This window comes from Streptomyces curacoi (assembly GCF_001513975.1).
Lineage (GTDB): Bacteria > Actinomycetota > Actinomycetes > Streptomycetales > Streptomycetaceae > Streptomyces > Streptomyces curacoi.
Window position 1 is genome coordinate 397,386 of the sequence record NZ_KQ947990.1, and the last position, 26,384, is coordinate 423,769.

General features: G+C 71.3%; 23 protein-coding genes and 1 tRNA gene. 18 read left to right on the forward strand and 6 right to left on the reverse strand.

What is annotated here, in order from left to right; all coding sequences use genetic code 11:
- Positions 1 to 37: 37 nt before the first annotated feature.
- The gene (locus AQI70_RS24990) at positions 38 to 2,806 is read left to right on the forward strand and encodes a penicillin acylase family protein (protein ID WP_062153793.1); all 2,769 of its coding nucleotides are present in this window, start codon (positions 38 to 40) and stop codon (positions 2,804 to 2,806) included.
- Between the two features lie 79 nt (positions 2,807 to 2,885).
- Here the strand turns inward: AQI70_RS24990 and AQI70_RS24995 are convergent, their stop codons facing one another.
- Positions 2,886 to 3,467, reverse strand: a complete 582-nt coding sequence (locus AQI70_RS24995; protein WP_062153795.1) for a 5-formyltetrahydrofolate cyclo-ligase — start codon at positions 3,465 to 3,467, stop codon at positions 2,886 to 2,888.
- A 131-nt stretch (positions 3,468 to 3,598) separates the two neighbouring features.
- Here AQI70_RS24995 and galU point away from each other — a divergent pair, with 131 nt between their 5' ends.
- From galU to AQI70_RS25035, 8 genes are all read left to right on the forward strand, one after another.
- Positions 3,599 to 4,501, forward strand: a complete 903-nt coding sequence (galU, locus tag AQI70_RS25000; protein WP_062153797.1) for a UTP--glucose-1-phosphate uridylyltransferase GalU — start codon at positions 3,599 to 3,601, stop codon at positions 4,499 to 4,501.
- A 4-nt stretch (positions 4,502 to 4,505) separates the two neighbouring features.
- On the forward strand, positions 4,506 to 5,828 hold the full coding sequence (gene glp / locus AQI70_RS25005) for a molybdotransferase-like divisome protein Glp (protein ID WP_062153799.1): 1,323 nt from the start codon (positions 4,506 to 4,508) through the stop codon (positions 5,826 to 5,828).
- An 85-nt stretch (positions 5,829 to 5,913) separates the two neighbouring features.
- The gene (moaC, locus tag AQI70_RS25010; RefSeq protein WP_062153801.1) at positions 5,914 to 6,408 is read left to right on the forward strand and encodes a cyclic pyranopterin monophosphate synthase MoaC; all 495 of its coding nucleotides are present in this window, start codon (positions 5,914 to 5,916) and stop codon (positions 6,406 to 6,408) included.
- Entirely contained in the window at positions 6,405 to 6,905 is a 501-nt protein-coding gene (locus tag AQI70_RS25015; RefSeq protein ID WP_062153803.1) for a MogA/MoaB family molybdenum cofactor biosynthesis protein, read from the forward strand. The genes moaC and AQI70_RS25015 overlap by 4 nt, the downstream gene beginning before the upstream one ends.
- Before the next feature lie 20 nt (positions 6,906 to 6,925).
- Positions 6,926 to 7,561 (forward strand): GNAT family N-acetyltransferase, encoded by a 636-nt coding sequence (locus AQI70_RS25020; protein WP_062153805.1) that lies wholly within the window; start codon positions 6,926 to 6,928, stop codon positions 7,559 to 7,561.
- A 184-nt stretch (positions 7,562 to 7,745) separates the two neighbouring features.
- Positions 7,746 to 8,999 carry a divisome protein SepX/GlpR gene (sepX, locus tag AQI70_RS25025; protein ID WP_062153808.1) on the forward strand — a complete coding sequence of 418 codons (1,254 nt, stop codon included), beginning with the start codon at positions 7,746 to 7,748 and terminating at the stop codon, positions 8,997 to 8,999.
- Between the two features lie 100 nt (positions 9,000 to 9,099).
- Positions 9,100 to 9,173 (forward strand) — tRNA-Ala (locus tag AQI70_RS25030).
- A 106-nt stretch (positions 9,174 to 9,279) separates the two neighbouring features.
- The gene (locus AQI70_RS25035; protein WP_208607438.1) at positions 9,280 to 10,515 is read left to right on the forward strand and encodes an MFS transporter; all 1,236 of its coding nucleotides are present in this window, start codon (positions 9,280 to 9,282) and stop codon (positions 10,513 to 10,515) included.
- A gap of 15 nt (positions 10,516 to 10,530) precedes the next feature.
- Here AQI70_RS25035 and AQI70_RS25040 read toward each other — a convergent pair whose 3' ends face one another.
- Positions 10,531 to 11,007, reverse strand: a complete 477-nt coding sequence (locus AQI70_RS25040) for a GNAT family N-acetyltransferase (RefSeq protein WP_062153810.1) — start codon at positions 11,005 to 11,007, stop codon at positions 10,531 to 10,533.
- An 85-nt stretch (positions 11,008 to 11,092) separates the two neighbouring features.
- On the opposite strand from AQI70_RS25040, the gene AQI70_RS25045 reads away from it, so the two are divergent.
- Positions 11,093 to 11,887 (forward strand): exodeoxyribonuclease III, encoded by a 795-nt coding sequence (locus AQI70_RS25045; RefSeq protein WP_244181831.1) that lies wholly within the window; start codon positions 11,093 to 11,095, stop codon positions 11,885 to 11,887.
- Here the strand turns inward: AQI70_RS25045 and AQI70_RS25050 are convergent.
- Positions 11,884 to 12,528 (reverse strand): MerR family transcriptional regulator, encoded by a 645-nt coding sequence (locus AQI70_RS25050; RefSeq protein WP_062154146.1) that lies wholly within the window; start codon positions 12,526 to 12,528, stop codon positions 11,884 to 11,886. The genes AQI70_RS25045 and AQI70_RS25050 overlap by 4 nt on opposite strands.
- Positions 12,529 to 12,683: 155 nt before the next feature.
- On the opposite strand from AQI70_RS25050, the gene AQI70_RS25055 reads away from it, so the two are divergent.
- The 4 genes from AQI70_RS25055 (at position 12,684) to AQI70_RS39655 (ending at position 16,261) form a co-directional block, all read left to right on the forward strand.
- Positions 12,684 to 14,183, forward strand: coding sequence for a flavin-containing monooxygenase (locus AQI70_RS25055; RefSeq protein ID WP_062153814.1), 1,500 nt, complete (start codon positions 12,684 to 12,686; stop codon positions 14,181 to 14,183).
- Positions 14,180 to 15,115, forward strand: a complete 936-nt coding sequence (locus AQI70_RS25060; RefSeq protein ID WP_062153816.1) for an alpha/beta fold hydrolase — start codon at positions 14,180 to 14,182, stop codon at positions 15,113 to 15,115. The genes AQI70_RS25055 and AQI70_RS25060 overlap by 4 nt, the downstream gene beginning before the upstream one ends.
- The gene (locus AQI70_RS25065; protein ID WP_062153818.1) at positions 15,112 to 15,996 is read left to right on the forward strand and encodes an SDR family oxidoreductase; all 885 of its coding nucleotides are present in this window, start codon (positions 15,112 to 15,114) and stop codon (positions 15,994 to 15,996) included. The genes AQI70_RS25060 and AQI70_RS25065 overlap by 4 nt, the downstream gene beginning before the upstream one ends.
- A gap of 88 nt (positions 15,997 to 16,084) precedes the next feature.
- Complete coding sequence (locus AQI70_RS39655) at positions 16,085 to 16,261, forward strand: hypothetical protein (RefSeq protein ID WP_167358916.1); 177 nt, start codon at positions 16,085 to 16,087, stop codon at positions 16,259 to 16,261.
- A gap of 75 nt (positions 16,262 to 16,336) precedes the next feature.
- Here AQI70_RS39655 and AQI70_RS25070 read toward each other — a convergent pair whose 3' ends face one another.
- Positions 16,337 to 19,570 carry a S41 family peptidase gene (locus tag AQI70_RS25070; RefSeq protein ID WP_062153820.1) on the reverse strand — a complete coding sequence of 1,078 codons (3,234 nt, stop codon included), beginning with the start codon at positions 19,568 to 19,570 and terminating at the stop codon, positions 16,337 to 16,339.
- Between the two features lie 180 nt (positions 19,571 to 19,750).
- Here AQI70_RS25070 and AQI70_RS25075 point away from each other — a divergent pair, with 180 nt between their 5' ends.
- From AQI70_RS25075 to AQI70_RS25090, 4 genes are all read left to right on the forward strand, one after another.
- Positions 19,751 to 20,353, forward strand: coding sequence for a TetR/AcrR family transcriptional regulator (locus AQI70_RS25075; protein WP_062153822.1), 603 nt, complete (start codon positions 19,751 to 19,753; stop codon positions 20,351 to 20,353).
- 102 nt (positions 20,354 to 20,455) lie between these two features.
- The gene (locus AQI70_RS25080; protein WP_062153824.1) at positions 20,456 to 22,690 is read left to right on the forward strand and encodes an MMPL family transporter; all 2,235 of its coding nucleotides are present in this window, start codon (positions 20,456 to 20,458) and stop codon (positions 22,688 to 22,690) included.
- Between the two features lie 134 nt (positions 22,691 to 22,824).
- On the forward strand, positions 22,825 to 23,343 hold the full coding sequence (locus AQI70_RS25085) for a YbaK/EbsC family protein (protein WP_062153826.1): 519 nt from the start codon (positions 22,825 to 22,827) through the stop codon (positions 23,341 to 23,343).
- Positions 23,340 to 24,185, forward strand: coding sequence for a DMT family transporter (locus AQI70_RS25090; protein WP_062153828.1), 846 nt, complete (start codon positions 23,340 to 23,342; stop codon positions 24,183 to 24,185). The genes AQI70_RS25085 and AQI70_RS25090 overlap by 4 nt, the downstream gene beginning before the upstream one ends.
- 82 nt (positions 24,186 to 24,267) lie before the next feature.
- Here the strand turns inward: AQI70_RS25090 and AQI70_RS25095 are convergent, their stop codons facing one another.
- The gene (locus AQI70_RS25095) at positions 24,268 to 24,540 is read right to left on the reverse strand and encodes a hypothetical protein (RefSeq protein ID WP_062153830.1); all 273 of its coding nucleotides are present in this window, start codon (positions 24,538 to 24,540) and stop codon (positions 24,268 to 24,270) included.
- 176 nt (positions 24,541 to 24,716) lie between these two features.
- Positions 24,717 to 26,189 carry a purple acid phosphatase family protein gene (locus AQI70_RS25100; protein ID WP_062153832.1) on the reverse strand — a complete coding sequence of 491 codons (1,473 nt, stop codon included), beginning with the start codon at positions 26,187 to 26,189 and terminating at the stop codon, positions 24,717 to 24,719.
- Between the last annotated feature and the right edge of the window lie 195 nt (positions 26,190 to 26,384).

A 26,384-nucleotide genomic window follows, 5' to 3' on the forward strand; every position in this document is an offset into this window, starting at 1 on the left:
ACCGCCTGCCGCTCGCGTTAGGACAGCAAGGACAGCGATGCCCCCCAACACCACCGCCTCCACGGGTCAGCAGCCCGGCAAGTCCGGCAGGAAGAAGGGGCGCAGAGCCCGTCTGATCGTCCTCCTCCTGGTGCTGGCCGTCATCGGAGGCGTCACCGGCGGAGCGTACTGGTCCATCAGCACCGTCCGTGCCTCCTTCCCGCAGACCAAGGGCTCGATCACGCTCGACGGCCTGTCCGGGCCCGTCGACGTGCAGCGGGACGGCTACGGCATCCCGCAGATCTACGCCTCCTCCGACGAGGACCTGTTCATGGCGCAGGGCTACGTCCAGGCACAGGACCGGTTCTACGAGATGGACGTGCGCCGCCACATGACCTCCGGGCGCCTGTCGGAGATGTTCGGCAAGAGCCAGGTCGACAACGACGAGTTCCTGCGCACGCTCGGCTGGTCCCGCGTCGCGCAGCAGGAGTACGACAAGACGCTGTCGCCCTCGACCAAGAAGTACCTGCAGGCGTACGCCAAGGGAGTCAACGCCTACCTGGACGGCAAGGACGGCAAGGAGATCTCCCTGGAGTACGCGGCGCTCGGGTTCACCAACGACTACAAGCCGGAGAAGTGGACCCCGGTCGACTCGATCTCCTGGCTGAAGGCGATGGCCTGGGACCTGCGCGGCAACATGCAGGACGAGATCGACCGCGCCCTGATGACCAGCCGCCTCGGTCCCAAGGAGATCGCGGACCTGTACCCGCAGTACCCGTACGGCCGGAACAAGACGATCGTCCAGACGGGTCGCTACGACGAGATCACCAAGACGTTCGAGGGCTCCGCGTCGGCCGCGGGTTCGTCCGCCGGCGGGTCCACGGGCGGCACGGCGGGCACGGGCTCCGCCTCGGGCACCGCCGGCCTGCAGAGCCAGCTGGCGGGCCTGCAGAACGTCCTGGACGACCTCCCCACGGCCGTCGGCGTGAACGGCAACGGCATCGGCTCCAACTCCTGGGTGGTCCGCGGGAAGTACACCATCACCGGCAAGCCGCTGCTGGCCAACGACCCGCACCTGTCGGCCTCGCTGCCGTCCGTCTGGTACCAGATGGGCCTGCACTGCCGCTCGGTCTCCAGCACCTGCCAGTACGACGTCAGCGGCTACACCTTCGCGGGCATGCCCGGCGTGATCATCGGCCACAACCAGAACGTCGCCTGGGGCATGACCAACTCCGGCGTCGACGTCACCGACCTCTACCTGGAGAAGCTCTCCGGCGACGGCTACCTGTACGACGGCAGGACGGTGCCGTTCGCCACGCGCGAGGAGACCATCAAGGTCGCCGGCGGCGAGTCCAAGAAGATCGTCGTCCGGCAGACCAAGGACGGGATGCCCCTGCTCTCCGACCGCAGCACCGAGCTGGTGAAGGTCGGCAGGAAGGCCGCCGTCGACACCGCCGCCCCCGACCGCGGGGACGGCTACGCCATCGCGCTGCGCTGGACCGCGCTGAGCCCGGGCACGACCATGGACGCCGTCTTCGCCATGGACAGGGCGGCGAACTGGAGCGACTTCCGCGCCGCGGCGGCCCTGTTCGACGTGCCCTCGCAGAACCTGGTCTACGCCGACACCGAGGGCAACATCGGCTACACGCTGCCCGGAAAGATCCCCACGCGCGCGACGGGCTACGACGGCTCCGTCCCGGCGCCGGGCTGGGACTCCAGGTCCCGCTGGACCGGCTACATCGACGAGGACGAGCTGCCGTACGAGTACAACCCCTCCCGCGGCTACATCGTCACCGCCAACCAGGCCGTGATCGACAAGGCCAAGTACCCCTACACGCTCACCACGGACTGGGGCTACGGCGCCCGCAGCCAGCGCATCACCGACCTGATCCAGTCGAAGATCGACGACGGCGGCAAGATCTCCACCGAGGACATGCGCCAGATGCAGCTCGACAACAGCAGCGAGATCGCCAAGCTGCTCGTGCCCAAGCTGCTGAAGATCGACATCGACGACAAGGACGTCCGGGACGCGCAGGAGCTCCTGGAGGGCTGGGACTACACCCAGGACGCCGACTCGGCGGCGGCGGCCTACTTCAACTCCGTCTGGCGCAACATCCTCAAGCTCGCCTTCGGCAACAAGCTGCCCAAGGAGCTGCGGGTCGAGGGCCAGTGCCTATGGGTGGAGAAGGCCGACACCACCGGTCCGGTGGACGAGGACGACAACAAGGTGCGCGAGTGCGGTGAGCGCGACGCCGACCAGGCGCAGCCCGACGGCGGCGACCGCTGGTTCGAGGTCGTGCGCAGCCTCCTGGACGACGAGAAGAGCCACTGGTGGCAGACGCCGGAGTCGGTCACCCGCCCCGGTGCCGTCAACCGCGACCAGCTGTTCAAGCGCGCCATGATCGACGCCCGCTGGGAGCTGACCGCCAAGCTCGGCAAGGACATCGACACCTGGAGCTGGGGCCGGCTGCACCGCCTGTTCCTGAAGAACCAGACGCTCGGCACCGAGGGACCCGGCTTCCTGCAGTACGTCCTCAACCGCGGCCCCTGGAAGCTCAGCGGCGGCGAAGCCACGGTCAACGCCACCGGCTGGAACGCCGCCGGCGGCTACGGCGTGGTCTGGGTGCCGTCGATGCGGATGGTGGTCAACCTCGGCGACCTCGACAAGTCGAAGTGGATCAACCTCACCGGCGCCTCCGGGCACGCCTACAGCGCCCACTACACCGACCAGACGGGCAAGTGGGCCGACGGCGAACTGCTCGACTGGTCCTTCTCGAAGGACGCGGTCGACAAGGGCACGAGCGACACCCTGGTGCTCAAGCCGTGACCCGCTGACTGACGGCCAACGGCTGGAGAAAGGGCCCTCCACGCGTGCGTGGAGGGCCCTTTCCCTGTGCGGACGGGGGTCAGGCGTCGCGGAACCGCCGTACGGCCGACGGCGTCACCACCGCGTGCACCGGACGGTCGTGCGGCTCCTCGGGGACGCGCTCGACGACCTCGGAGTCGTACAGCAGCACCACCAGCGCGGGACGGGCGCCCGCGCGTTCCAGACGGGCGAGGACACGGTCGTACGACCCGCCACCGCGCCCCAGGCGCATCCCGCGCGCGTCGACCGCCAGACCGGGCAGCAGCACGACGTCGGCGTCGGTCACGGCGTCCGGGCCGAGGCGTTCGCCGGCGGGCTCGAAGAGCGCCATCTTCCCGCCGTGTTGGACACGGGCGAGTGAGTCCTCACCGGAGTACGCGCCCCAGTCGAGGTCGTTGTCGGGCAGGAGGGCGGGCAGCAGGACACGTACGCCCCGCGCGCGCAGCGCGTCGAGCAGCGCGAGCGTGCCGGGTTCGCTCCCCACGGAGACGTACGCCGCCACCGTGCGCGCGTGCGCCAGCTCGGGCAGCTCCAGTGCCCGCCCGGCCAGCGCGGCTGCCGATTCCCGCACGTCATCCGCCGTCAACCTGGCTCTCACCGCGAGGAACTCCCGCCGCAACATTCGCTTGTCAGGCTCGGCCGCAGGTCCCATGTGACTCAAGTCGCTCCCGTACCCTTCCCAATGTGCTCATATGAGAGCCAAATAACCGGAGCCTCAGATTCCCTCCTAAGGCACCGGATAAGGTTGCGGACATGACTCAGTCCAACCCTCGGATCAGCAAGGCTGTCATCCCCGCAGCGGGTCTCGGTACCCGCTTCCTTCCGGCCACCAAAGCCACTCCCAAGGAGATGCTGCCGGTCGTCGACAAGCCGGCGATCCAGTACGTGGTCGAAGAGGCCGTCTCCGCCGGCCTCGATGACGTCCTCATGATCACGGGACGCAACAAGCGGCCCCTGGAGGACCACTTCGACCGCAACTACGAACTCGAGTCCGCCCTGGAGAAGAAGGGCGACGCCGAACGGCTCGCCAAGGTCCAGGAGTCCAGTGACCTCGCGACCATGCACTACGTGCGCCAGGGCGACCCCAGGGGCCTCGGCCACGCCGTTCTGTGCGCGGCCCCGCATGTCGGCCAGGAGCCCTTCGCCGTGCTGCTCGGCGACGACCTGATCGACGCCCGCGACCCGCTGCTCAAGCGGATGATCGAGGTCCAGGAGCGGCACGGGGGCAGCGTCATCGCGCTGATGGAGGTCGCACCCGAGCAGATCCACCTCTACGGCTGTGCCGTCGTCGAGGAGACCGAGGACGGCGACGTCGTCAGGGTGAGCGGCCTGGTCGAGAAGCCGGACGCCGCCGACGCCCCGTCGAACTACGCGGTCATCGGCCGCTATGTCCTCGCCCCGCAGATCTTCGACATACTGCGCAAGACCGAGCCGGGCCGCGGCGGCGAGATCCAGCTCACCGACGCCCTCCAGCAGCTCGCGGCCGACGAGAAGGTCGGCGGCCCGGTGCACGGCGTCGTCTTCAAGGGCCGCCGCTATGACACCGGTGACCGTGGCGACTATCTGCGTGCCATTGTCAGACTCGCGTGCGAACGTGAAGACCTGGGCCCGGACTTCCGGACCTGGCTTCGCAGTTACGTAGCCGAGGAGATGTAGCGACTTGAGCACCGCCGCGCCCCGCCCCGCCGGTCCGGACCACCTCTGGTCGGTGGACGAACACCTGGAGGACATCCTCACGACCGTCCGCCCCCTCGAACCCATCGAGCTGCAACTCCTCGACGCCCAGGGCTGTGTCCTGGTCGACGACGTCACGGTGCCGGTGTCCCTGCCGCCCTTCGACAACAGCTCCATGGACGGGTACGCGGTGCGGGTCGCGGATGTCGCGGGCGCGAGCGAGGAGTTCCCCGCCGTCCTGGAGGTCGTCGGGGACGTCGCGGCGGGCCAGGCCGAGCAGCCCCACGTGGGCCCCGGCCAGGCCGCCCGCATCATGACCGGCGCCCCGCTGCCGCCCGGCGCCGAGACCGTCGTGCCGGTGGAGTGGACCGACGGAGGCCTCGGCGAGGGCCCGGTGACCGGCATGCGCGCCCGCAGCCTGGCCCCCGAGGGCGCCCAGGGCGAGGTGCACGTGTACCGGCCGGCCGAGGCACGCGCGCACGTGCGCGCCAAGGGCAGCGATGTGAAGGCCGGCGACCGCGCGCTCGAAGCCGGCACGGTCCTCGGCCCGCCGCAGATCGCCCTGCTCGCCGCGATCGGACGCGGGACGGTACGCGTGCACCCGCGCCCGCGCGTGGTCGTCCTGTCCACCGGCAGCGAACTCGTCCAGCCCGACGAGGAACTGGCCGACGGCCAGATCTACGACTCCAACAGCTTCGCCCTCACCGCCGCCGCCCGTGACGCCGGCGCCATCGCGTACCGCGTGGGCGCCGTCGCCGACGACGCAGAGACGCTCCGGTCCACCATCGAGGACCAGCTCGTCCGCGCCGACCTCATGGTCACCACCGGCGGTGTGAGCGTCGGGGCGTACGACGTCGTCAAGGAGGCGCTGTCCCACGTCGGCGACGAGGACGAGCCGGGCAGCGGCGTGGAGTTCCGCAAGCTCGCCATGCAGCCCGGCAAGCCCCAGGGCTTCGGCTCCATCGGCCCCGACCACATCCCGCTGCTCGCCCTCCCGGGCAACCCGGTGTCGTCGTACGTCTCCTTCGAGCTGTTCGTGCGTCCCGCGATCCGCACGCTGATGGGCCTGCAGGACGTCCACCGGCCGCGGACCACCGCGACCCTCGCCGCGGACCGGGCGCTGACCTCGCCGAAGGGACGCCGGCAGTTCCTGCGCGGCACGTACGCCGACGGCGCGGTACGGCCGGTCGGCGGCGCCGGCTCCCATCTGATCGCGGCCCTCGCCCACGCGGACGCGCTGATCGTGGTCCCCGAGGACGTGGTGAGCGTCGAGCCCGGCAGCGAGGTAGAGGTGGTCCTGCTCGGCTGAGGAGCGCTGGTTGGCGGTACCGTGTCGCGCACAGCAGGCCCGTGCGCCGCACCGCGACGGGCCCGGACCGGGAGCGCCACACAGCATGAGCACGCAGGACGGACGTACGCAGGACCGACTCACGCACATCGACGACGCGGGCGCGGCCCGCATGGTCGACGTGTCCGGCAAGGACGTGACCGCCCGCACGGCCCGCGCCAGCGGACGTGTCCTCGTCTCGCCCCGCGTGGTCGAGCTGCTGCGCGGCGAGGGGGTTCCCAAGGGTGACGCCCTCGCCACGGCGCGTATCGCGGGCATCATGGGCGCCAAGCGCACCCCGGATCTCATCCCGCTGTGCCACCCGCTCGCGGTGTCCGGTGTGAAACTGGACCTGTCGGTAGCGGACGACGCCGTGGAGATCCAGGCCACCGTGAAGACCACGGACCGTACGGGCGTCGAGATGGAGGCCCTCACCGCGGTCTCCGTCGCCGCGCTCACCGTGATCGACATGGTCAAGGCGGTCGACAAGGGAGCGGTCATCACGGACGTACGGGTCGAGGAGAAGACGGGCGGCAAGTCGGGCGACTGGAGCCGGGCATGACGTATCGCGCTCTCGTGGTCACCGCCTCCAACAGGGCCGCCGCCGGGGTCTACGAGGACAAGGGCGGTCCGCTGGTCGCCGACGGCCTCAAGCGCTTCGGCTTCGACGTCGAGGGACCGCAGGTGGTGCCGGACGGCGACCCGGTCGAGGCCGCCCTGCGCGCCGGTGTGGAGGCCGGGTACGACGTCGTCGTCACCACGGGCGGCACCGGTATCTCGCCGACCGACCGCACCCCCGAGGCCACCCGTGCGGTGATCGATCACGAGGTGCCGGGCATCGCGGAGGCCATCCGGGCGTTCGGCCGGGACAAGGTGCCGACCGCGGCGTTGTCACGGGGCCTGGCCGGCGTGGCGCGGCGGACGCTGATCATCAACCTGCCCGGCTCCAGCGGCGGGGTGAAGGACGGGCTGGCCGTCCTGGAACCCCTGCTGACCCATGCCGTCGACCAGATCCGCGGTGGCGACCACCCCAGACCCAGCAGCGGGGGTGCGAGCTGAACAGCCCATCCTGGCCCGTCGTGCTGGGGGACGGCGACATCGTCCTCCGGCCGATAAAGATGCGCGACCAACGGGCCTGGCGCGAGGTCAACCGGCGCAACCGCGACTGGCTGCGCCCCTGGGAGGCGACCATTCCGCCGCCCACGCCCAGCGGGCCGATCGCGCACCGGCCGACCTACCGCCAGATGGTCCGGCATCTGCGGTCCGAGGCGCACGCGGGCCGGATGCTGCCGTTCGTCATCGAGTACCAGGGGCGGCTGGTCGGGCAGTTGACGGTCGCCGGGATCACCTGGGGCTCGATGTGCTCGGGGCACATCGGCTACTGGGTAGATGAGGCGGTGGCGGGCCGCGGGGTGATGCCGACCGCGGTGGCGCTCGTCGTGGACCACTGTTTCCGGACCGTCGGTCTGCACCGCATCGAGGTCTGCATTCGCCCCGAGAACGGGCCCAGCCGCCGGGTCGTGGAGAAACTCGGATTCCGCGAGGAGGGGCTGCGTCCGCGATATCTCCACATCGACGGGGCCTGGCGGGACCATCTGGTCTTCGCGCTCACGGCGGAAGAGGTCCAGGAAGGGTTGCTCAGCCGCTGGAACCGGGCACGCTCACACAACACGCCGCACACGAACCCGCAGAACACCCACGGGAATCCCGCCTGACCCGGAAATTGAATAAGTGTTCGAAAATGATCGGCTGGTGACCGGCTCCGGGCATTAAATTCGCTCCCTCGGCGGGCCGCTGATCGCATCGGTCACAAAAAAAGTTCGAAATATCAGCCAGATCGTGCGACACACCGGCTCAATTGGCGGATGGCCTCACGCAAACCCCTCTACCGTGTGAGGCGTGAGCAGCAGCGGCCTCATCTACGCAGTCATTGTCGGGGCCTGGGCCGCCTACTTGGTGCCGATGTGGCTCCGTAGGCAGGACGAGCTGAACGAGGCCCGTCCGACGGAACGCTTCAGCACAGCCATCCGGTTGCTGTCCGGACGGGCGGGGATGGAGCGTCGGTACGCCAAGGACCTGCGTGCGCGCTCCGCCGAGGAGGGGGAGCTCAGCACCGATGACCCGGACGACGTCACCGAGTCGGTGGACGTCCGGGCCTTCGCCGTGCCTCCGACCCGTCCGCAGACCCAGGCGGTGGTTCAGGCGCAGGCGACCGAACAGGAGTCCAGGCCGGTACCCGAACGGGGCAGCGCGCCTGCGCCCGAACCGGGCTCCGGCTCGGCGCAGCAGGTGCGCAAACGGGTGCCCGCCGCCCGGCGGCCCCCTGCCGAAGAGGCGGCGGCCGCGGCACGTGCCCGGCGCTCGAAGGTGCTCGCGCGCCGTCGGCGTACCACCATCATGCTCTTCCTCGCCTTCACTCTCGGCGCGATCGTCGCCGCGGTCGGCGGGCTGGCGTTCCTGTGGGCGCCCGGCGTCCCGGCCGTGCTGCTCAGCGGGTACATCGCGTATCTGCGCTCCCAGGAGCGCCGCCGCTTCGCCTACCAGATGGACCGGCGCCGCGCCGAGGCCGCCGCGCAGCGGCTGCGCGAACACGCGCGCCAGTCCCGCGGGCGCCGTACCGCCGACACCGGGGCCGGCATCGACGAGCCCGACGAGGGGCCCGAACCAGGCAGCAGCACCGACACCGGGCTGTCCGCGCTCGCCGCGGACCGGCGTGCCCTCGTCGAGCAGACCGATCACGCCGAGTGGGTCGACCAGCAGCGCGAACGGCAGCGTCGGCCGGGTCACGGGGACAGCTGGGATCCGGTCCCGGTGCCGCTGCCGACCTATGTGACCGCGCCGGTCGCGCCGCGCGCCACCGCCGACGTGGATCTCGGCGCGCCGGACGCGTGGAGTTCGGCCCGGTCGAGCTCGGTCGCACCGGACCGGGAGGCGGGGGCCGAGGCCGGCTCGGCCTCCGGTGGCGCCGGGCGGGACGGTGCCGCGCGAGGCACGGACTCGGATGAGGCGGCTCGCGAGGAGGACAAGGGCGACGGGAACGGTCGCAGCGACGCCCGTCGGGCCGCCTCCGCTCGGCGGGCGCGCGAGCGGGGCCGCACGCCGCTGTTCGACCAGTACGAGGACGGTGACCGGCCGCGAGCGGCCAACGAGTAGCTCCGACGGCCCGCCCCGGGCCCGTGCCGGCCCCGGGCGGCCGACCAGGAACGGATTTCCAAGCAGGCCGATCGGGGTGCTAAAGTTTCACTCGTTGCAAGGGCCTGTGGCGCAGTCCGGTAGCGCACCTCGTTCGCATCGAGGGGGCCAGGGGTTCAAATCCCCTCAGGTCCACCGCAACAACTTTCCAGGGAAACCTGGGGAGTTGATGAGATCCCGTCCGATCGGTTGATCGGACGGGATCTTTGTTGTGCCCGAAGGGCAGCGGCTGAGGGGGAGCGTGGAGAAGGTCACCGCGGAGTTACCGGCCCGGCGTGCGGCGCCCCTGCGGATCGCGGCCTTCCGGCGGTTCGTGACCGCCAGTCTGGTCTCCGCCGCCGGATCCGCGATGGCGCCCCTCGCGCTCGCCTACGCCGTGATCGAACAGGGCGGGGGAGCCGGAGACCTCGGTGTGGTGCTCGCCACGAACACCGTTCCGACCGTCGTCTTCCTCCTCATGGGCGGAGTGCTCGCGGACCGTATGTCCCGCAGCCGCCTGCTCTTCCTCGGCAACCTGCTGGCGGCCGCCGCCCAGGCGGCCCTGGCGGCCACCGTCGCCACCGGCCATGCGACGACCACGTCCATCGGGGTCTGCGGTCTCGTGTCGGGGACGGCGGTGGCCTTCACCGTGCCCGCCGCTCAGGGGGCCGTGGCCCAGATCGTGCCCGCGGAGCAGTTGCAGCAGGCCAACGCCCTGCTGCGGCTGCCGGGCAACGCGGTCAAGGCGCTCGGACCGGCCGTCGGCGGAGTCGTCGTCGCGGTCAGTGGCCCGGCCTGGGCGCTGGCCTGTGACGCGCTCACCTTCGCCGTCGCGGCCTTCCTGCTGCTCGGGCTGCGCCTGGACGCGCCCGTCACCGTCACCCGTGCGCTGAGCGATCTGCGGGAGGGATGGGACGGCTTCCGGTCGCGGACCTGGCTGTGGACCTACACGGCCTCCGGGACCGTGGTCGTCGGCGCGTGGCTGGCGGGGTTCCAGCTGCTCGGACCCGTCGTCGCGGCCCAGGAGTACGCGGGGGCACGTGACTGGGGGCTCGTACAGGCCGCGTTCGCGTCGGGGCTGCTGGCCGGGACGGTGGTGTGTCTGCGCTGGCGGCCGTACCGGCTGCTGGCGGTGGCTGTCGCGGCCTGCCTGCCGCTCGCCGCCCCGCTGCTCGTCATGGCCTGGGGACTGGCGCTGCCCTGGGTGCTGTTGGCCGCGCTGCTCGCGGGGATCTGGCTGGACGTGTCGATCGTCGCGTGGACGACAGCCTTCCAACAGCACGTACCCCAGGGCGAGTTGGGGCGGATGAGCGCGTTCAACGGCGTCGGGGAGCGGCTGGCGATTCCCCTCGGCTACCTCCTCACCGCCCTCGCGGCCGGCCTATGGGACAACCGGACCGTGCTGGTTGCCTGCGCCGGTCTCGTCGTTGCCGCCGGCGTCCTCAACCTGTGTGTGCGGGACGTGTACCGAGTCAACCGGCGCGGAGCCGACGGCTGAGAAACCGGCCGTGGTTCACAGGGCCTTGGCGTAACAAAGGCTCAGCTCATGGAAGCGGTAGTAGCCGAACTTCTCGCACGGCTCGTACCCGCTGGACTCGTACAGCGCCACCGCCTCCGGCTGCTTGGGGCCCGTCTCCAGCACCGTGCGCCTGCGGCCCGCCGCCCGCGCGTCCTCCTCCAGCGCGGCCAGGATGCGTCTGGCCAGGCCCCGCCCACGCATCTGCTCGACGACGTACATCCGCTTGAGCTCGGCGTCCCCGTCCACATTGCCCTCGCCGTTCTCGTCCTGGGCGCGCCAGCCGCCGGAGGCGACGGGGGTGCCGAACTCGTCGTAGGCGATCAGGTAGAGGCCGTTGGGCGGCTCGAAGTCCGCCGGGGCGAGGGAGGTGGCGTCACCGCCGCCGCCGTAGCGGACGCTGTACTCGGCCTGGACCTGGTCGTTGAGCTTGACGGCGTCGGGATGGTCGAAGGAGACGCGACGTATATGCATGCTGATTACCGTATGTCAATTCAATGTGAAGGGGTCCAGAATCGGACCACGTCCAGTGTGCCGGTATCGTGCCGGGGTGCTCACTGTGACCTCTGTGAATGTGAACGGGCTGCGGGCCGCGGCGAAGAAGGGCTTCGTGGAGTGGCTCGCCGGCACCGAAGCCGATGTGCTGTGCCTGCAGGAGGTGCGCGCGGAGCCGCAGCAGCTGCCCGAGCACGTCCGCACCCCCGACGGCTGGCACGTCGTGCACGCGCCCGCGGCCGCCAAGGGCCGCGCCGGGGTCTCCCTCTACACCCGCCGTGAGCCCGACCGCATCCAGGTCGGCTTCGGGTCGAGCGAGTTCGACGGCAGTGGGCGTTACGTCGAGGCCGACCTGCCGGGTGTGACGGTCGCCTCCCTCTACCTGCCCTCCGGCGAGGTCGGCACCGAGCGGCAGGACGAGAAGGTCCGCTTCATGGGCGAGTTCCTGGCCTATCTGAAGGAACTGCGCGAGCGTGCCGCCGCCGACGGCCGCGAGGTCCTCGTCTGCGGCGACTGGAACATCGCCCACGAGCGGGCCGACCTGAAGAACTGGCGCGGCAACACCAAGAACTCCGGCTTCCTGCCGGAGGAGCGGGAGTGGCTCAGCCAGGTGTTCGACCCCCAGGCGGGCGGCTACGTCGATGTCGTACGGTCGCTGCACCCGGACACCGAGGGGCCGTACTCGTGGTGGTCGTACCGCGGGCGCGCCTTCGACAACGACACCGGCTGGCGCATCGACTACCAGGTCGCGACGCCGGGGCTCGCCGCCAAGGCCCTCAAGGGGTACGTCGAGCGCGCGGCGACGCACGCCGAGCGCTGGTCGGACCACGCGCCCGTGACCGTGGTCTACGACCGCTAGGACAGGCCCTGGGAGCCCCGCTCGCTCCTCTTGCGCAGCCGCCGGTCCAGTGCCAGCGACATCTCCGCCTCCACCACGCTCCGCGCCAGCGGGCGCAGACGCTGGAGGTCCTCCTCGGAGGCATGGCGCAGCACCAGGTCGGCGAACATCTCCGCCAGCTCGTCCACGTGTTCCCGGACCCGCTTGGCCGCCGCCAGGACCTCCGCGAGCGGGATGCCCTCGCGGACCAGGGCCGAGGAGACGTCCAGCAGGCGGCGGCTGATGTGGACGATCTCGTCGCCGTCGGTGCCGAGGTAGCCGAGGTCCAGGGCGGCGGCGAGGTTCTCCGGGGTGACCTGGCCCTCGAAGCGGGCGGCGAGCTCCTCGGGGGTGAGGCGGACCGGCTCCTCCTCGGTGGGCGTGGCGACGCCGAGCAGGTCGGCGACGTCCCGGCCGTGGTCGAGGGCCTCGGCCAGTTCCGCGATGCCGGTGAGGGTGTGGCCGCGTTCCAGCAGGGCCGCGATCGTGCGCAGGCGGGCCAGGTGGTGGTCGTCGTACCAGGCGATACGGCCCTCGCGGCGGGGCGGCGGTATCAGCTTGCGTTCCCGGTAGAAACGCAGGGTGCGCACCGTGATGCCGGCCAGGCGGGCCAGCTCTTCCATGCGGTACTCACGCTTCTCGGTCACCCCGGAACCTTAGTTCGTACCGGCGGTAACTTTCCTCGTTCGACCCCTACCGGTCGGTACGGACCTCCTCTACTCTCCCCATTGCGCCAGTGTTCACTGGCATGGTTCCGGTGAAAGTGTGGAGGACAGGCATGGCCGAACGCGAACATGTGCGGGTCGCGGTGGTCGGGTCCGGCTTCGGCGGGCTGGGGGCCGCCGTACGGCTGCGGCGCGAGGGCGTCACCGACTTCGTGGTCCTGGAGCGGGCCGACAGCGTCGGCGGGACCTGGCGGGACAACAGCTATCCGGGATGCGCGTGCGATGTGCCGTCGCATCTGTACTCGTTCTCCTTCGCGCCCAACCCCGACTGGCCCCGCGCCTTCTCGGGGCAGGAGCACATCCGCGCGTACCTGGAGCACGTCACGGACGTCTTCGGGCTGCGTCCCCACATCCGCTTCGGCTCGGAGGTGCAGCGGATGACGTGGAACGGCGAGCGGCTGTGCTGGGACATCGAGACCACCGGCGGGAATCTCTCGGCCGACCTCGTGGCCTCCGCCACGGGGCCGCTGTCGGACCCCAGGATCCCGGACATCCCGGGGCTCGACTCCTTCCCGGGCAAGGTCTTCCACTCCGCCCGCTGGGACCACGACTACGACCTGCGCGGCAAGCGCGTCGCCATGGTCGGCACCGGCGCCTCCGCCATCCAGATCGTGCCGTCCATCCAGCCCGAGGTCGGGCGGCTCACGCTCTTCCAGCGCACCCCGCCGTGGGTCATGCCCCGCGTCGACCGGGCGATCAGCGGCGCCGAGCGCGCCCTGCACCGGGCCCTGCCCTTCACCACGCAGCTGCGTCGCGGGCTGCTGTGGGGCATCCGGGAGCTGCAGGTCCAGGCGTTCACCAAGCACCCGGGCGAGCTGGGGCTCATCGAGCAGCTGGCCAAGCGGAACATGGGCCGTTCCATCAAGGACCCCGCCCTGCGCGCCAAGCTCACTCCCGACTACCGCATCGGCTGCAAGCGGATCCTGCTGTCCAGCGACTACTACCCGGCGCTCGCCCAGCCCAATGTGGACGTCGTCGCCAGTGGACTGAGCGAGGTCCGCGGCTCCACGCTGGTCGCGGCCGACGGCAGTGAGGCCGAGGTCGACGCGATCGTCTTCGGCACCGGCTTCCATGTCACCGACATGCCCATCGCCGAGCGGGTGGTGGGCGCGGAGGGCAGGACGCTCGCCGAGGTGTGGAAGGGCGGGATGGAGGCGCTGCGCGGTGCGTCGGCCGCCGGGTTCCCCAACTGGATGACCATCATCGGGCCCAACACGGGGCTCGGGAACTCCTCCATGATCCTGATGATCGAGTCCCAGCTGAACTACCTGGCCGACTTCGTACGGCAGTTGAACGTCCTCGGCGGCCGGGTGGCCCTCGACGCCCGGCCGAGCGCCGTGGCCGCCTGGAACCGGCGGGTGCAGGAGCGCATGAAGCGGACCGTGTGGAACACGGGCGGCTGCACGAGCTGGTACCTCGACGCGAACGGCCGCAACACCACCATCTGGCCCGGCACGACGACCGAGTTCCGGCGGGCCACGCGCCGGGTGGATCTGGCGGAGTACGTCGTGGTCCGCGCCGCCGTCAAGGAGAGCGCCGAGGTGACCGCGTGAGCCGTCTCCTGCACGTGAAGTCCGGGCCGTACGCCCCGCCCGCCCCCGCCCGTGAGCTGACGGCCGTCTCCGCCGACGGGGCGCGTCTGCACATAGAGGTGCACGGCCCCCAGGGCGCCCCCGCCGTCGTCCTCGCCCACGGCTGGACCTGCTCGACCGCCTTCTGGGCCGCGCAGATACGCGACCTCGCCGTCGACCACCGCGTCATCGCCTACGACCAGCGCGGCCACGGACGCAGCCCGGCGAGCCCGGCGTGCAGCACCGACGCCCTCGCCGACGACCTCGAAGCCGTACTGAGGGCGACCCTGGCACCCGGCGAGAAGGCCGTGATCGCCGGGCACTCCATGGGCGGGATGACGGTGATGGCCGCCGCCACGCGCGCGGCGTTCCGGGAGCACGCGGCCGCCGTCCTGCTGTGCAGCACGGGATCGTCGCGGCTGGTCGCCGAGTCCACGGTCGTACCGCTGCGTCCCGGGCGGCTGCGCACCTGGCTGACCAAGCACATCCTCGGCTCCCGGGCACCGCTCGGGCCGGTCACGCCGGTCGCCAGGGCGGTCCTCAAGTACGGGACGATGGGCTCCGGTTCGGCCCCGCACATGGTCGAGGCGTGCGCGCGGATCGTGCACGCCTGCCCGCGCAAGGTGCGTCATGCCTGGTCGCAGGTGCTCGACCTGCTCGACCTGGACCATGGCGTACGGGAGTTGGCGGTGCCGACCGCGGTGGTCGTCGGCACGGCGGACCGGCTGACCCCGCCGGTGCACGCGCATGCGCTGGCGGCCGCGCTGCCCCACTGCCTCGGCGTCACCGAACTGCCCGGTCTCGGGCACATGACGCCGGTCGAGGCGCCCGAGCTGGTGACCGGGCGGATACGGGAACTCGTCATGACGTACACGCGGGCCAGGACGTACCCGCAGGTGAAGGAGGGCGCATGAGCAGGGTGAGCCTGGAGGGGCAGGTCGCCGTCGTGACCGGGGCGGCGCGGGGCGTGGGTGAGCTGCTCGCCCGCAAGCTCTCCGCGCGCGGCGCGAGCGTGGCGCTCGTCGGGCTGGAGCCGGACGAGCTCAAGCAGGTCTCCGAGCGGCTGCACGGCGACAGCGACCACTGGTACGCCGACGTGACGGACCACGAGGCGATGGCCCGGGTGGCGCGGGAGGTGAAGGAACGGTTCGGGAAGGTCGACATCGTGGTGGCCAACGCGGGTGTCGCCACCGGCGGGCCGTTCGTGGACTCCGACCCGGAGGCGTGGCGGCGCGTCATCGAGGTCAACCTCATCGGGTCGGCGGTGACGGCGCGGGCGTTTCTGCCGGTGCTGATGGAGAGCCGCGGATATCTGCTGCAGATCGCCTCGCTGGCCGCCCTCACCCCGGCGCCCATGATGACCGCGTACTGCGCGTCCAAGTCGGGTGTGGAGGCGTACGCGCACAGTCTGCGGGCCGAGGTCGGCCACAAGGGCGTACGGGTGGGCGTCGGTTATCTGTCCTGGACCGACACCGACATGGTGCGCGGGGCCGATCAGGACGACGTCATGCGGGAGTTGCGCAAGCGGCTGCCGTGGCCGTCCAACAAGACCTATCCGCTGGGGCCGGCGGTCGACCGGATCGTGGCCGGGATCGAGCGGCGGTCGAGCCATGTGTACGGGCAGTGGTGGCTGCGCGGGATGCAGGGGGTGCGCGGGTATCTGCCGGGGCTCATCGGGACCGTCGGGCAGCGGGAGATGCGGCGGTTCGCGGATCGGCTGGAGGGGATGCGGACGGGGCTGGTCGGGGCGGGCGGCGCCGCCGATGAGCAGGAGAGGACTACGCGGCGTAACTGATCGACATGCGTGCGGTTGTCGCCCGTGTGAATCTGGTCGAGGCCCCAGCGAGGGGCCAACCCCCCACCCACTACGGGAGTGAACCCACATGGGCATGAAGGACCAGTTCCAGGACAAGTCCGAGCAGCTGCAGCAGCAGGCGCGACAGAAGGCGCAGCAGGCGCGGGAGCAGGCGCGCGGCCGCAAGCGGGAGCAGCGGGAGGACGAGCCCGAGCGCTCGACGCGTGAGGAAGAGGAGCGCTTCGACCAGGACTACGACCGGTAGTCGTCGCGCTCGGCAGTAGCCGGTGAACGCGGGGTGCCCCCTGTTCGGTGGGTGCCCCGCGTTCTTGGTGCCGTTTCAGGAGCGTGGGGGCAATGGTGGTCTCGACCGGTCCGGGACGTGGGAGTAGTCCGGGGGAGTCGCCGGCGGATTGGTCTCCAGTAGCTCCAGCGCCAGTTCCACCGCGTCGGCCAGCTGGGCGTGGCGGCCCTCCGCCCAGTCCAGGGGGGTGCGCAGGACCTCCACGTCCGGGGTGACGCCCTTGTTCTCGATGCTCCAGCCGTACGCGTCGAACCAGGCCGCGTTCATCGGGACCGTGATCACCGTGCCGTCGCCCAGGCGGTGCCGGCCGGTCATGCCGACCACTCCGCCCCAGGTGCGCTGGCCGACGACCGGGCCCAGCTTGAGGAGCTTGAACGCGGCCGTGATCATGTCGCCGTCCGAGGACGTCGCCTCGTCGGCCAGGGCGACCACCGGGCCGCGCGGGGCGTTCGAGGCGTACGACACCGGCTGGGCGTTGCGGGTGAGGTCCCAGCCGAGGATCGTGCGGGTGAGCTTCTCCACGACCAGCTCGCTGATGTGGCCGCCGGCGTTGCCGCGTACGTCGACGATCAGCGCGGGGCGTGACATCTCCATCCGCAGGTCCCGGTTGAACTGGGCCCACCCGGAGCCGCCCATGTCCGGGATGTGCAGGTAGCCGCAGCGGCCGCCGCTCAACTCCCGGACGACCGCGCGGCGTTTGGCGACCCAGTCCTGGTAGCGCAGTGGCCGCTCGTCGATCAGCGGGACCACCGCCACCCGACGCGGCCCGCCCGTCTCGCCCTCCGCCGGGCTGAACGTCAGCTCCACGGTCGTACCGCCGGAGCCGGCCAGCAGGGGATACGGCCCCAGGGCCGGGTCCACCGCCCGGCCGTCCACGTGGGTGAGTACCGCCCCTTCGCGGATTCCGGTGCCCGCCAGCGGGGAGCGGGCCTTGGAGTCGGACGACTCGCCGGGCAGGACGCGCTTGACCACCCAGCCCTCGTCCCGGTGGACGAAGTTGGCGCCGAGCAGGCCCTGCCAGCGCTGGTAGTGCGGTGGGCCCTCGTTGCGGCGGGCGGCGGCGACGTACGCGTGCGAGGTGCCGAGCTCGCCCAGTACCTCGCGCAGCAGGTCCGCGAACTCGTCGGGGGTGGCGACCCGTTCGACCAGGGGGCGGTACTGGTCGAGGACCGCGTCCCAGTCGATGCCGCACATGCCCGGTTCCCAGAAGAACGCCCGGATCAGCCGGCCCGCCTCCGCGTACGACTGCCGCCACTCCGCCGTCGGGTCCACCTCGTGCAGGATGCGGCGCGAGTCGATCCAGACCGTGCTGTCGCTGTCGCCGGACTCGGTGGCGGGCACCGCCCGCAGGTCGCCCTCGTCGAGCAGGACCAGGCGGGTGCCGTCGCCGCTCACCGCGAACCAGTCCAGATGGTCGACGAGTTCGGACTTCTTCGCCTTGCTGATGTTGAAGTGTTCGAGGGTCGGCCGCCCGGTCGTGTCGTCCGGGTTGGCGAACGTCTCCCCCAGCGCGCCCGAGATCGGCCAGCGCAGCCAGACCAGTCCGCCGCCCGCGACCGGGTGCAGCGCCGAGTACTTGGAGGCGGCGACCGGGAAGGGGGTGACGCGGTTCTCCAGCCCCTCGATCTCGACGGTCACCGTGCCGCCGTCCCCGGCCTCCTCGTCCTCCACCGGGTCCAGGCCGCCGGCGGCGGGCCGGCCCTCCGGGTTCAGGGCGAAGGGGGAGGGGGTCGCCGAGGACAGGGGGACCAGGTAGGGGCGGCAGCCCAGGGGGAAGGACAGGTCGCCGGTGTGGACGTCGTACACCGGGTCGAAGCCCCGCCAGGAGAGGAAGGCCAGATAGCGGCCGTCCCGGGTGAACACCGGGTTCTCGTCCTCGAAGCGGCCGTTGGTGACGTCGACGATCAGGCGGTCCTTTATCCGGGCCAGCTTGATCTGGCGCAGGGAGCGGCCGATACCGGGGTGCGACCAGGTCAGCCAGGCTCCGTCCGGGGAGAAGGACAGGTCCCGCACCGGGCCGTTGACCGACCGGATCACCTCCGTGACCTCGCCGCCGGAGTCCTCCGCAACGTCGAGGAGGAGCAGCCGTCCGTCGTGCGAGGCGATCGCGAGGCGCTCTCCCGGCGGGTCGGCGACCATCTCCAGGACCCGGCCCAGTGCGCCCGAGGCCAGTCGGCGCGGGGCGCGGTCGCCCGTCGCCCTCGGCAGATACGCGATCTCGACGGCGTCCTCGCCCTCCGCGTCCGTCACATACGCGACCTGGCCGACCGAGCCGAGCATCTCCGGGAGCCGGACCCGTACGCCGCGCGTGTCGGTGATCGTGCGGGCCGGGCCGTCCCGGTGGGTGAGCCAGTACAGGCTGCCCCGTACGACGACGGCGCTCGCGCGGCCCGTCTCGTCCACGGAGACTCCGTCGACGTGCTGGGCGGCGGGGACCTGGTAGGGACGCCGGCCCGCGCGCGGCCCGCTCAGCCGTACTTCGAGCTTGCGCGGCTTGCTGTCGGCGGCGAGGTCGTCGACCATCCACAGGTCGCCGGCGCACTGGTAGACCACCCGGGTGCCGTCACTGGAGGCGTGCCGGGCGTAGAAGGCGTCGTGGTCGGTGTGGCGGCGCAGGTCGGAGCCGTCGTAGGCGCACGAGTAGAGGTTGCCGACGCCCTCGTGGTCGGAGAGGAAGGCGATCCGGCCGCCGACGAACATGGGGGAGTGGAGGTGGCCGCCGAGGTCGGCGAGCAGGCGTTCGCCGTGCAGCCAGAGGCGGCCCGTGGCGCCGCCCCGGTAGCGCTTCCAGGCGGCCGGTTCGTGCGGTGGGGTGCCGGTCAGGAGCAGGGTCTTGCGTTCGCCGTCGAGGTCGGCGACCTGGATGTCGGAGCACGGCCCCCAGGGCAGCTTGCGGCCGGGGTCGCCCTCGGGGCGGACCTTGTAGGCCCAGGTGAAGTGGGAGAAGGGCTCGCCGTGGGAGGCGACGGCGAGGATCACCCCGTCGGGTGTCCAGCCGCACACCTGGGTGTCCGGCGACCCCCAGTGGGTGAGCTGTCTGCCCGGTCCGCCGTCCACCGGGACCAGGTGGATCTCGGGGACCAGGCTGCGCCAGCTCGTGTACGCGATGTGGCGGCCGTCGGGGGAGAAGCGGGGGTGGCCGATCTTGGTGCGGTCCACGGTGAGCCGCCAGGCGCGGCCCGGCCGGTCCAGCGGGGCCAGCCACAGGTCGTCCTCGGCCACGAAGCACAGCAGTTCGCCGCTCAGATGCGGTAGGCGCAGGTAGCTCACCTCCCCATGCTTTGCCCGGGGGACGGACGGGGGCAACTCGTAAGAAAACAGCTCGGCCATCGGTGTGTCCGGCGGGCGTGACCCAGAACACGAACGAAACCGTTTCGTTTCGCTAGGAGGTGCGCTATCTTCGTGGTGTACGAAACCGTGTCGTTCGGAGTGGGAAGGTGAGTGACAGTGATGGCCGAGGCCGCAACCGCGCGTCGCAGTCGGATCACCCCTGAGCGCGAGGCCGAGTTGTACGAGGCCGTGCTCGACCTGCTCCGAGAGGTCGGCTACGACGCCCTCACCATGGACGCCGTGGCCGCGCGCACCCGGTCCAGCAAGGCGACGCTCTACCGCCAGTGGGGCGGCAAGGCCGAGCTGGTGGTGAAGGCCATCCGGCACAACAAGCCCGGCAAGGACGTCGGCAAGGTCGACACCGGGTCGCTCCGCGGCGACTTCCACGCGCTCATGGCGCATGCGGACGACGCCGAGATGGAGCAGAACAGCGCGCTGATGCGCGGGCTGGCCATGGCGATGCACGCGAACCCGGACCTCCACCGGGAGTTCCGGAGCCAGATCGTCGAACCGGAGATCGCGGAGTTCCGCCGTGTGCTGCAGCGCGCGGTCGACCGGGGCGAGGTCCGTCCGGACTGCCCGGCGCTGGACTTCGTGGTGCACATGATGCTCGGCGCCTTCGTGACCTGCACGATCCTCGACGAGAGGCCGCCGACGCGGGCCTTCCTCACCTCGTACATCGACGCCGTGGTCCTCCCCGCCCTCGGCGTGCCCGTCAACTGACGCATCCCCTGAGCAAGCCCTCCACCTGACGTATCCGCTCACGTCGTCGGGCTGATCATCCCTGCCCTGAAACAACCCCACGACTGACCGGGAGACGCCCTCGTGGCCACATTCCTGTACAAACTCGGCAGGCTCGCCTTCAGGCGACGCCATTTCGTCGCCCTGATATGGGTCGCCTTGCTCACTCTCGCCGGTGTGGGCGCGGCCAGCGCGCCCGCCGCGGGCACCACGTCCTTCTCGATCCCCGGCACCGAGGCGCAGAAGGCCTTCGACCTGCTGGAGCAGCGCTTCCCCGGCATGAGCGCCGACGGCGCCACCGCCCGGGTCGTCTTCAAGGCGCCGGACGGCCAGAAGATGACCGACGCCGCCAACAAGGCGACCGTCGAGGAGACCGTGAAGGAGCTGTCCGACGGCTCCGAGGTGGCCTCCGTCGCCGACCCGTACACCGCGCACGCCGTCAGCAAGGACGGCACGATCGCGTACGCGTCGGTGCGGTACGAGGTCTCCGGCATGGAGCTGGAGGACGCCTCCCGGGAGGCCCTTCAGGACGCCGCGCAGGACGCGCGGGACGCCGGGCTGACCGTGGAGGTCGGCGGTGACGCGCTCCAGGCGACGCCCGAGACCGGCACCACCGAGATCATCGGCATCGCGGTCGCCGCGGTCGTCCTCGTCATCACCTTCGGCTCGCTGATCGCGGCCGGGCTCCCGCTGCTGACCGCCCTGATCGGCGTCGGTATCGGCATCTCGACGATCACCGCCCTGGCCGGCGCCCTGGAGCTGGGTTCCACGACCTCCACGCTGGCGATGATGATCGGCCTCGCGGTCGGTATCGACTACGCCCTGTTCATCGTCTCCCGCTACCGCGTAGAGCTCGCCGAGGGCCGCGAGCGCGAGGAGGCGGCCGGCCGGGCCGTCGGCACCGCGGGCTCGGCGGTGGTCTTCGCCGGCCTGACCGTGGTGATCGCGCTGGTGGGCCTGTCGGTCGTCAACATCCCGATGCTCACGAAGATGGGCATCGCGGCGGCGGGCACGGTCGTGATCGCGGTGCTCATCGCGCTGACGATGGTCCCGGCCCTGCTCGGATACGCGGGGCGCAAGGTGCGGCCCGCCGGCAGGAAGAGCCGGTGGATGGGCGGCAACCGGGCCGAGAAGAAGACGGCTTCCGGTACGGCCAAGCCGAACATGGGCACCCGCTGGGCGAGCTTCGTCGTACGCCGTCCCGTGGCCGTCCTCCTCCTGGGCGTCGTCGGCCTCGGCGCGGCGGCCGTCCCGGCGGCCTCCCTGGAACTGGGCCTGCCCGACGACGGCTCGCAGCCGACGTCCACGACCCAGCGCCGGGCGTACGACCTCCTCTCCGAGGGCTTCGGCCCCGGCTTCAACGGCCCGCTGATGGTCGTGGTCGACGCCAAGGGCAGCGACGACCCGGACGCCGTGTTCAAGAACGTCGGTGACGACATCAAGGGCATCAAGAACGTCGTGACGGTGACGCCGCCGGCGCCCAACAAGGCGGGCGACACGGCGACGATCACGGTGATCCCGGACGCCAAGCCGTCCTCGGTGACGACCGAGAACCTCGTGCACGCCATCCGCGACAAGGGCGCGGAGGTGAAGGCCGAGACGGACGCGACCGTGCTGGTCACCGGCTCGACGGCGATGAACATCGACGTCTCCGAGAAGCTGAACGACGCGCTGCTGCCGTATCTCGCCCTGGTGGTCGGCCTGGCCTTCCTCCTGCTGATCGTGGTCTTCCGCTCGATCCTGGTCCCGCTGAAGGCGGCGCTCGGCTTCCTGCTCAGCGTGATGGCGGCGCTGGGCGCGGTGGTCGCGGTCTTCCAGTGGGGCTGGCTCGCGGGCCTCATGGGCGTGGAGGAGACCGGCCCGGTGATGTCCATGATGCCGATCTTCATGGTCGGCGTGGTCTTCGGCCTGGCGATGGACTACGAGGTGTTCCTCGTGACGCGGATGCGTGAGGCGTACGTCCACGGCGAGAAGGCGAACCAGGCCGTGGTGACCGGCTTCAGGCACGGTGCCCGGGTGGTCACGGCGGCCGCGGTGATCATGATGGCGGTGTTCGCCGGCTTCATCGGCTCCAGCGAGTCCATGGTCAAGATGATCGGCTTCGGCCTGGCGATCGCGGTCTTCTTCGACGCGTTCATCGTGCGGATGGCCATCGTCCCGGCGGTCCTCGCCCTGCTCGGCAAGAGGGCCTGGTGGCTGCCGAAGTGGCTGGACCGCGCCCTGCCGAACGTGGACGTGGAGGGCGAGGGCCTGCGCACGGACGCCGACGCCAAGAAGGACGCGGACCCGGACGAGGACCGCGCGCTGGCTCGCGTCTGACCGGCCGCCGACGCAAGCTGGCCGGCCGGTGAGGGCTCCCGTGGGGACGGGGTGCCCTCACCGGCTTCTTTCTGCGGGCGCCTTCGCACAAACCCAGTCGCATGCCCCGTACAACCACCGCTACCGTGCCCCGCATGACGACAGCCGCCACTGACGCCAAGGACGAGGGCTGCGCAGCCCACCCCCGTTTCGCCGAAGCCCTGCACGAGCTGGGGCTCGACGACCTGACCGCCCGGATCCGCCGCTTCCCGGACGCCACCCGTACCGCCGCCGAGGCCGCCGCGGCGATCGGGTGCGAGCTCAGCCAGATCTGCAAGTCGCTGATCTTCGCGGCGGACGGGGAGCCGGTGCTGGTCCTGATGGACGGGGCGTCGCGGGTCGACGTCGAGCTCGTCCGGGAGGAACTGGGCGTCCAGCAGGTCACGCGGGCCAAGGCGGACGTCGTACGGGAGACGACCGGCTATGCCATCGGGGGCGTACCGCCCTTCGGGCACCGTACGCGGACGCGGGTGCTCGCCGATCGGTCGCTGCTGGAGCACGACGTGGTGTGGGCCGCCGCGGGCACTCCGCACACCGTCTTCCCCATGGCGCCCGAGGCGCTCGTCGCCCACGCCGGCGGCACCCTGGTGGACGTGCGCGAGCGGACTTCGTGACCCCGCTGGTCACCGCCGCGGTCCTGCTCGCGGCCGTCACGCACGCCAGTTGGAACGCCATCGCCCACCAGATCACCGACAAGCTGGTCGGGTTCACGCTCATAGCGGGCGGCGGGGTGCTGATCGGGCTGGCCCTCGCGCCCTTCGCGGCGTTCCCGGCGGCGGAGGCGTGGCCGTATCTCCTCGCGTCGGCTCTCGTCCACGTGGTCTACTTCGCGCTGCTCATGAAGTCCTTCCGGCTGGGTGACTTCGGGCAGGCCTACCCGATCGCGCGCGGCACCGCTCCGCTCGTCGTCGCCGTACTCGCCGCCGTGTTCGCCCACGAGGTGCCCGACGGGTGGGCGGCGGCGGGAATCGCCCTGTCCTGCGCGGGACTTACCGGCGTCGCCCTCTGGGGCCTGCGCGGGCACCGGCCCAACTGGGCGGCGATCGGCGCCGCTTTGGCGACCGGGCTGAGCATCGCGGTGTACACCCTGCTCGACGGGCTGGGGGTACGCGCCTCCGGGACGTCCGTCGGCTACATCGCGTGGCTGATGGTGGTCGAGGGCCTCGCGATTCCGGCGTACGCGGTCTGGCGCTGGCGCCGGGAGACGGTCGCCGTGCTGCGGCCGTTCGCCGCTCTGGGGCTGCTGGGCGCGGCGCTGTCCGTCGCCGCGTACGGGCTCGTCCTGTGGGCGCAGACGAAGGCGGAGCTGGCGCCGATCGCCGCGCTGCGGGAGTCCTCGATCATCGTGGGGGCCGCCATCGGGGCCGTCTTCTTCAAGGAGCGCTTCGGGGCGCCCCGGATGGCGGCCGCGGCGCTCCTGGTCGTGGGGATCGGGATGATGCTGCACGCGAGTTAGCCGCGGGCAGGCTTTTCGTACCGGCCGGGCGGCCGGCCGTTCGCCGGCCGCCCGTGACCTTCGGTGCGTCAGAGGCGCTCGGTCAGAAGGCGCTGTTGCTGCAGCCCATCTTCGAGCCCAGGTGGTTGCTCTGGCTGCCCGCCGGACCCTCGCCGTTGAGCCCGTTGCCCAGCACGCCGTTGAGCACCCCGACGATGCCGAGGACGTCGATGTTCAGGTCGTGGGACTTGCACTGGGTGCTCTGCTGGACCTTGATGTCGTTGCCCCGGCCGTCGGCGTGGGCCGTGCCCGCGCCCAGGAGCCCTACACCGCTGAGGGCGGCGACCAGGACTGCGGCCTTGCGAAGCTTGTGCATGTCATCTCCGGTGGAGTGAGGTGGATGCGACGTGAAGCGTCGACTCCTTACGATTGAGGGAGATTAAGTAAGAATTGCCCCAAATCATCCTGCGGCGCGCCGAGTTTCGACGATCTTGCACCGGGATGATGCTGCGCCGGACCTGGTGTGAGCAGGTCAACGGCCCCTGAACGGTGCTATCCCCGCCGCGCGACGCCCGACAGGTCGTGCGCCGTCACGCTGTTGCGGTCGCTGACCGAGCGGCCCAGGGCGTGGTGGGGCCACAGCCCCGCGGCCACCCGGCGGCTGCGCTCGCTCCACTGGCGGGCCGCCAGGCCGCCGGCCTTGTAGTGGTTGAGGGCGTAGCCGCCGGAGTGGATGCGCAGCAGGGTGAAGCCGCCGGGGTACTCCTTGGCGGCGGCGACCTCCTGCTGCGTGACATGCGGGGCACGCGGCAGCACGGTGCGCTTGTTGCGGTGGGTGTGGCCCGCGTGATGGAGGAAGACGCCCGGCGCGGACGCGTAGGCGTCGAGGACGGCGCGGGCCTGGCGGCGGTCCAGGCACTGGCCGCGGGTCACCGGGAAGACCGAGTCCCGCACGGTCAGCGGATGGTGGCCGAACACCAGCGTCGGCTGGTCCGGCTGCTCCCGCAACCGCGCCCGGAACCATGACAGTTGCTCCGGCCCGAGCCCGCCCGAGTCGGCGCCGTTGCCGCTCTTGACGTAGGTGTCGAGGCCGATGACGCGCAGCCCGCCGAGGTCCTGGGCGAAGTAGCCGGGCCCGCGGCCGTCGAGGAAGGCGGTGTGGAAGGCGCCGTCCGGGGAGCGGTCGTGGTTGCCGCGTACGACGAAGTAGTCCCGCCCGTGGGTGCCGAACCCGTCCAGGATCCGCCGTGCCTCGTCGAGGTCACGGGCCGCGCCGCCCGCCGAGATGTCGCCCCCGGCCAGCAGCAGGTCCGCCCCGCGCCGCCGGGCCTCCTCGACCAGGGCACGGCTCATGACCTCCGGGTAGGGCGCGCGCCCCGGCTGCTGCGGCACCCCGCGCAGCAGGGGCAGACCGCCCACCAGACCGGCGGTGGTCTCGCCGAGGTGCAGGTCGTTGCAGAGCGCGACCGACAGCAGGTGCCGGCCGGGCGGGGGCTGCGGGGTGGTGAAGGAGTACGGCCCGCCGCGCGAACCGAGCCCGAACGCCGACGTGCCCACCGCGTTGCCGCGCACCAGGTGCAGCGGGGTGGGCGTGGCGGCCACGCCCCGTGAGCGGGCCTGGTAGTAGTACGTCTGCCCCGGCTCCAGATCCGTGAGCTCGACCTGGTGATGGGCGGTCGGCCCGTCCTCGGCCGCGACCCGGTTGAGCCGGGCGGGATGGGTGCCGTAGACGACCTCGCCCTCGGTGATCGCGGGGAGTGGATGGCCCAAGCCGTCGTCCGTGCCCGGTATCCCGGTGTACCAGGTGATGATCGCGCGGTCCTCGGTGAGGGTGACCAACTCCAGGTTCACCGCGGTCAGGTCGTCGGGGTGCGGTGAGCGCGCCCGCTGCACGGCGGCGGCCGTCCGCAGCAGGGCAGGGGCGAGACGGGCACCGGAACGCAGCACCTCGCAGGGGCCGGGCAGGGCCGACAGGGCCGACAGGGCCGCGAGGGCGGGGAGGTGGGCGGAGAAACAGCAGCGCATGTCCTCGATGTGGCCCGGGGCGGTTAACGGGGGAGGTGGCGGTGGCGGCGGGGCCAGGTCCGGTGCGCGACATCTCCACGGAACGCGACATCTCCATGGAAGCAGGGCGAAGGCGGTCACCGAAGCGAATGTGCCGAGTCTCACTGATCCCAAGTTGCGGTCTTTGCCCCCGCTGCGACCGTCTTCGCTCCGCCA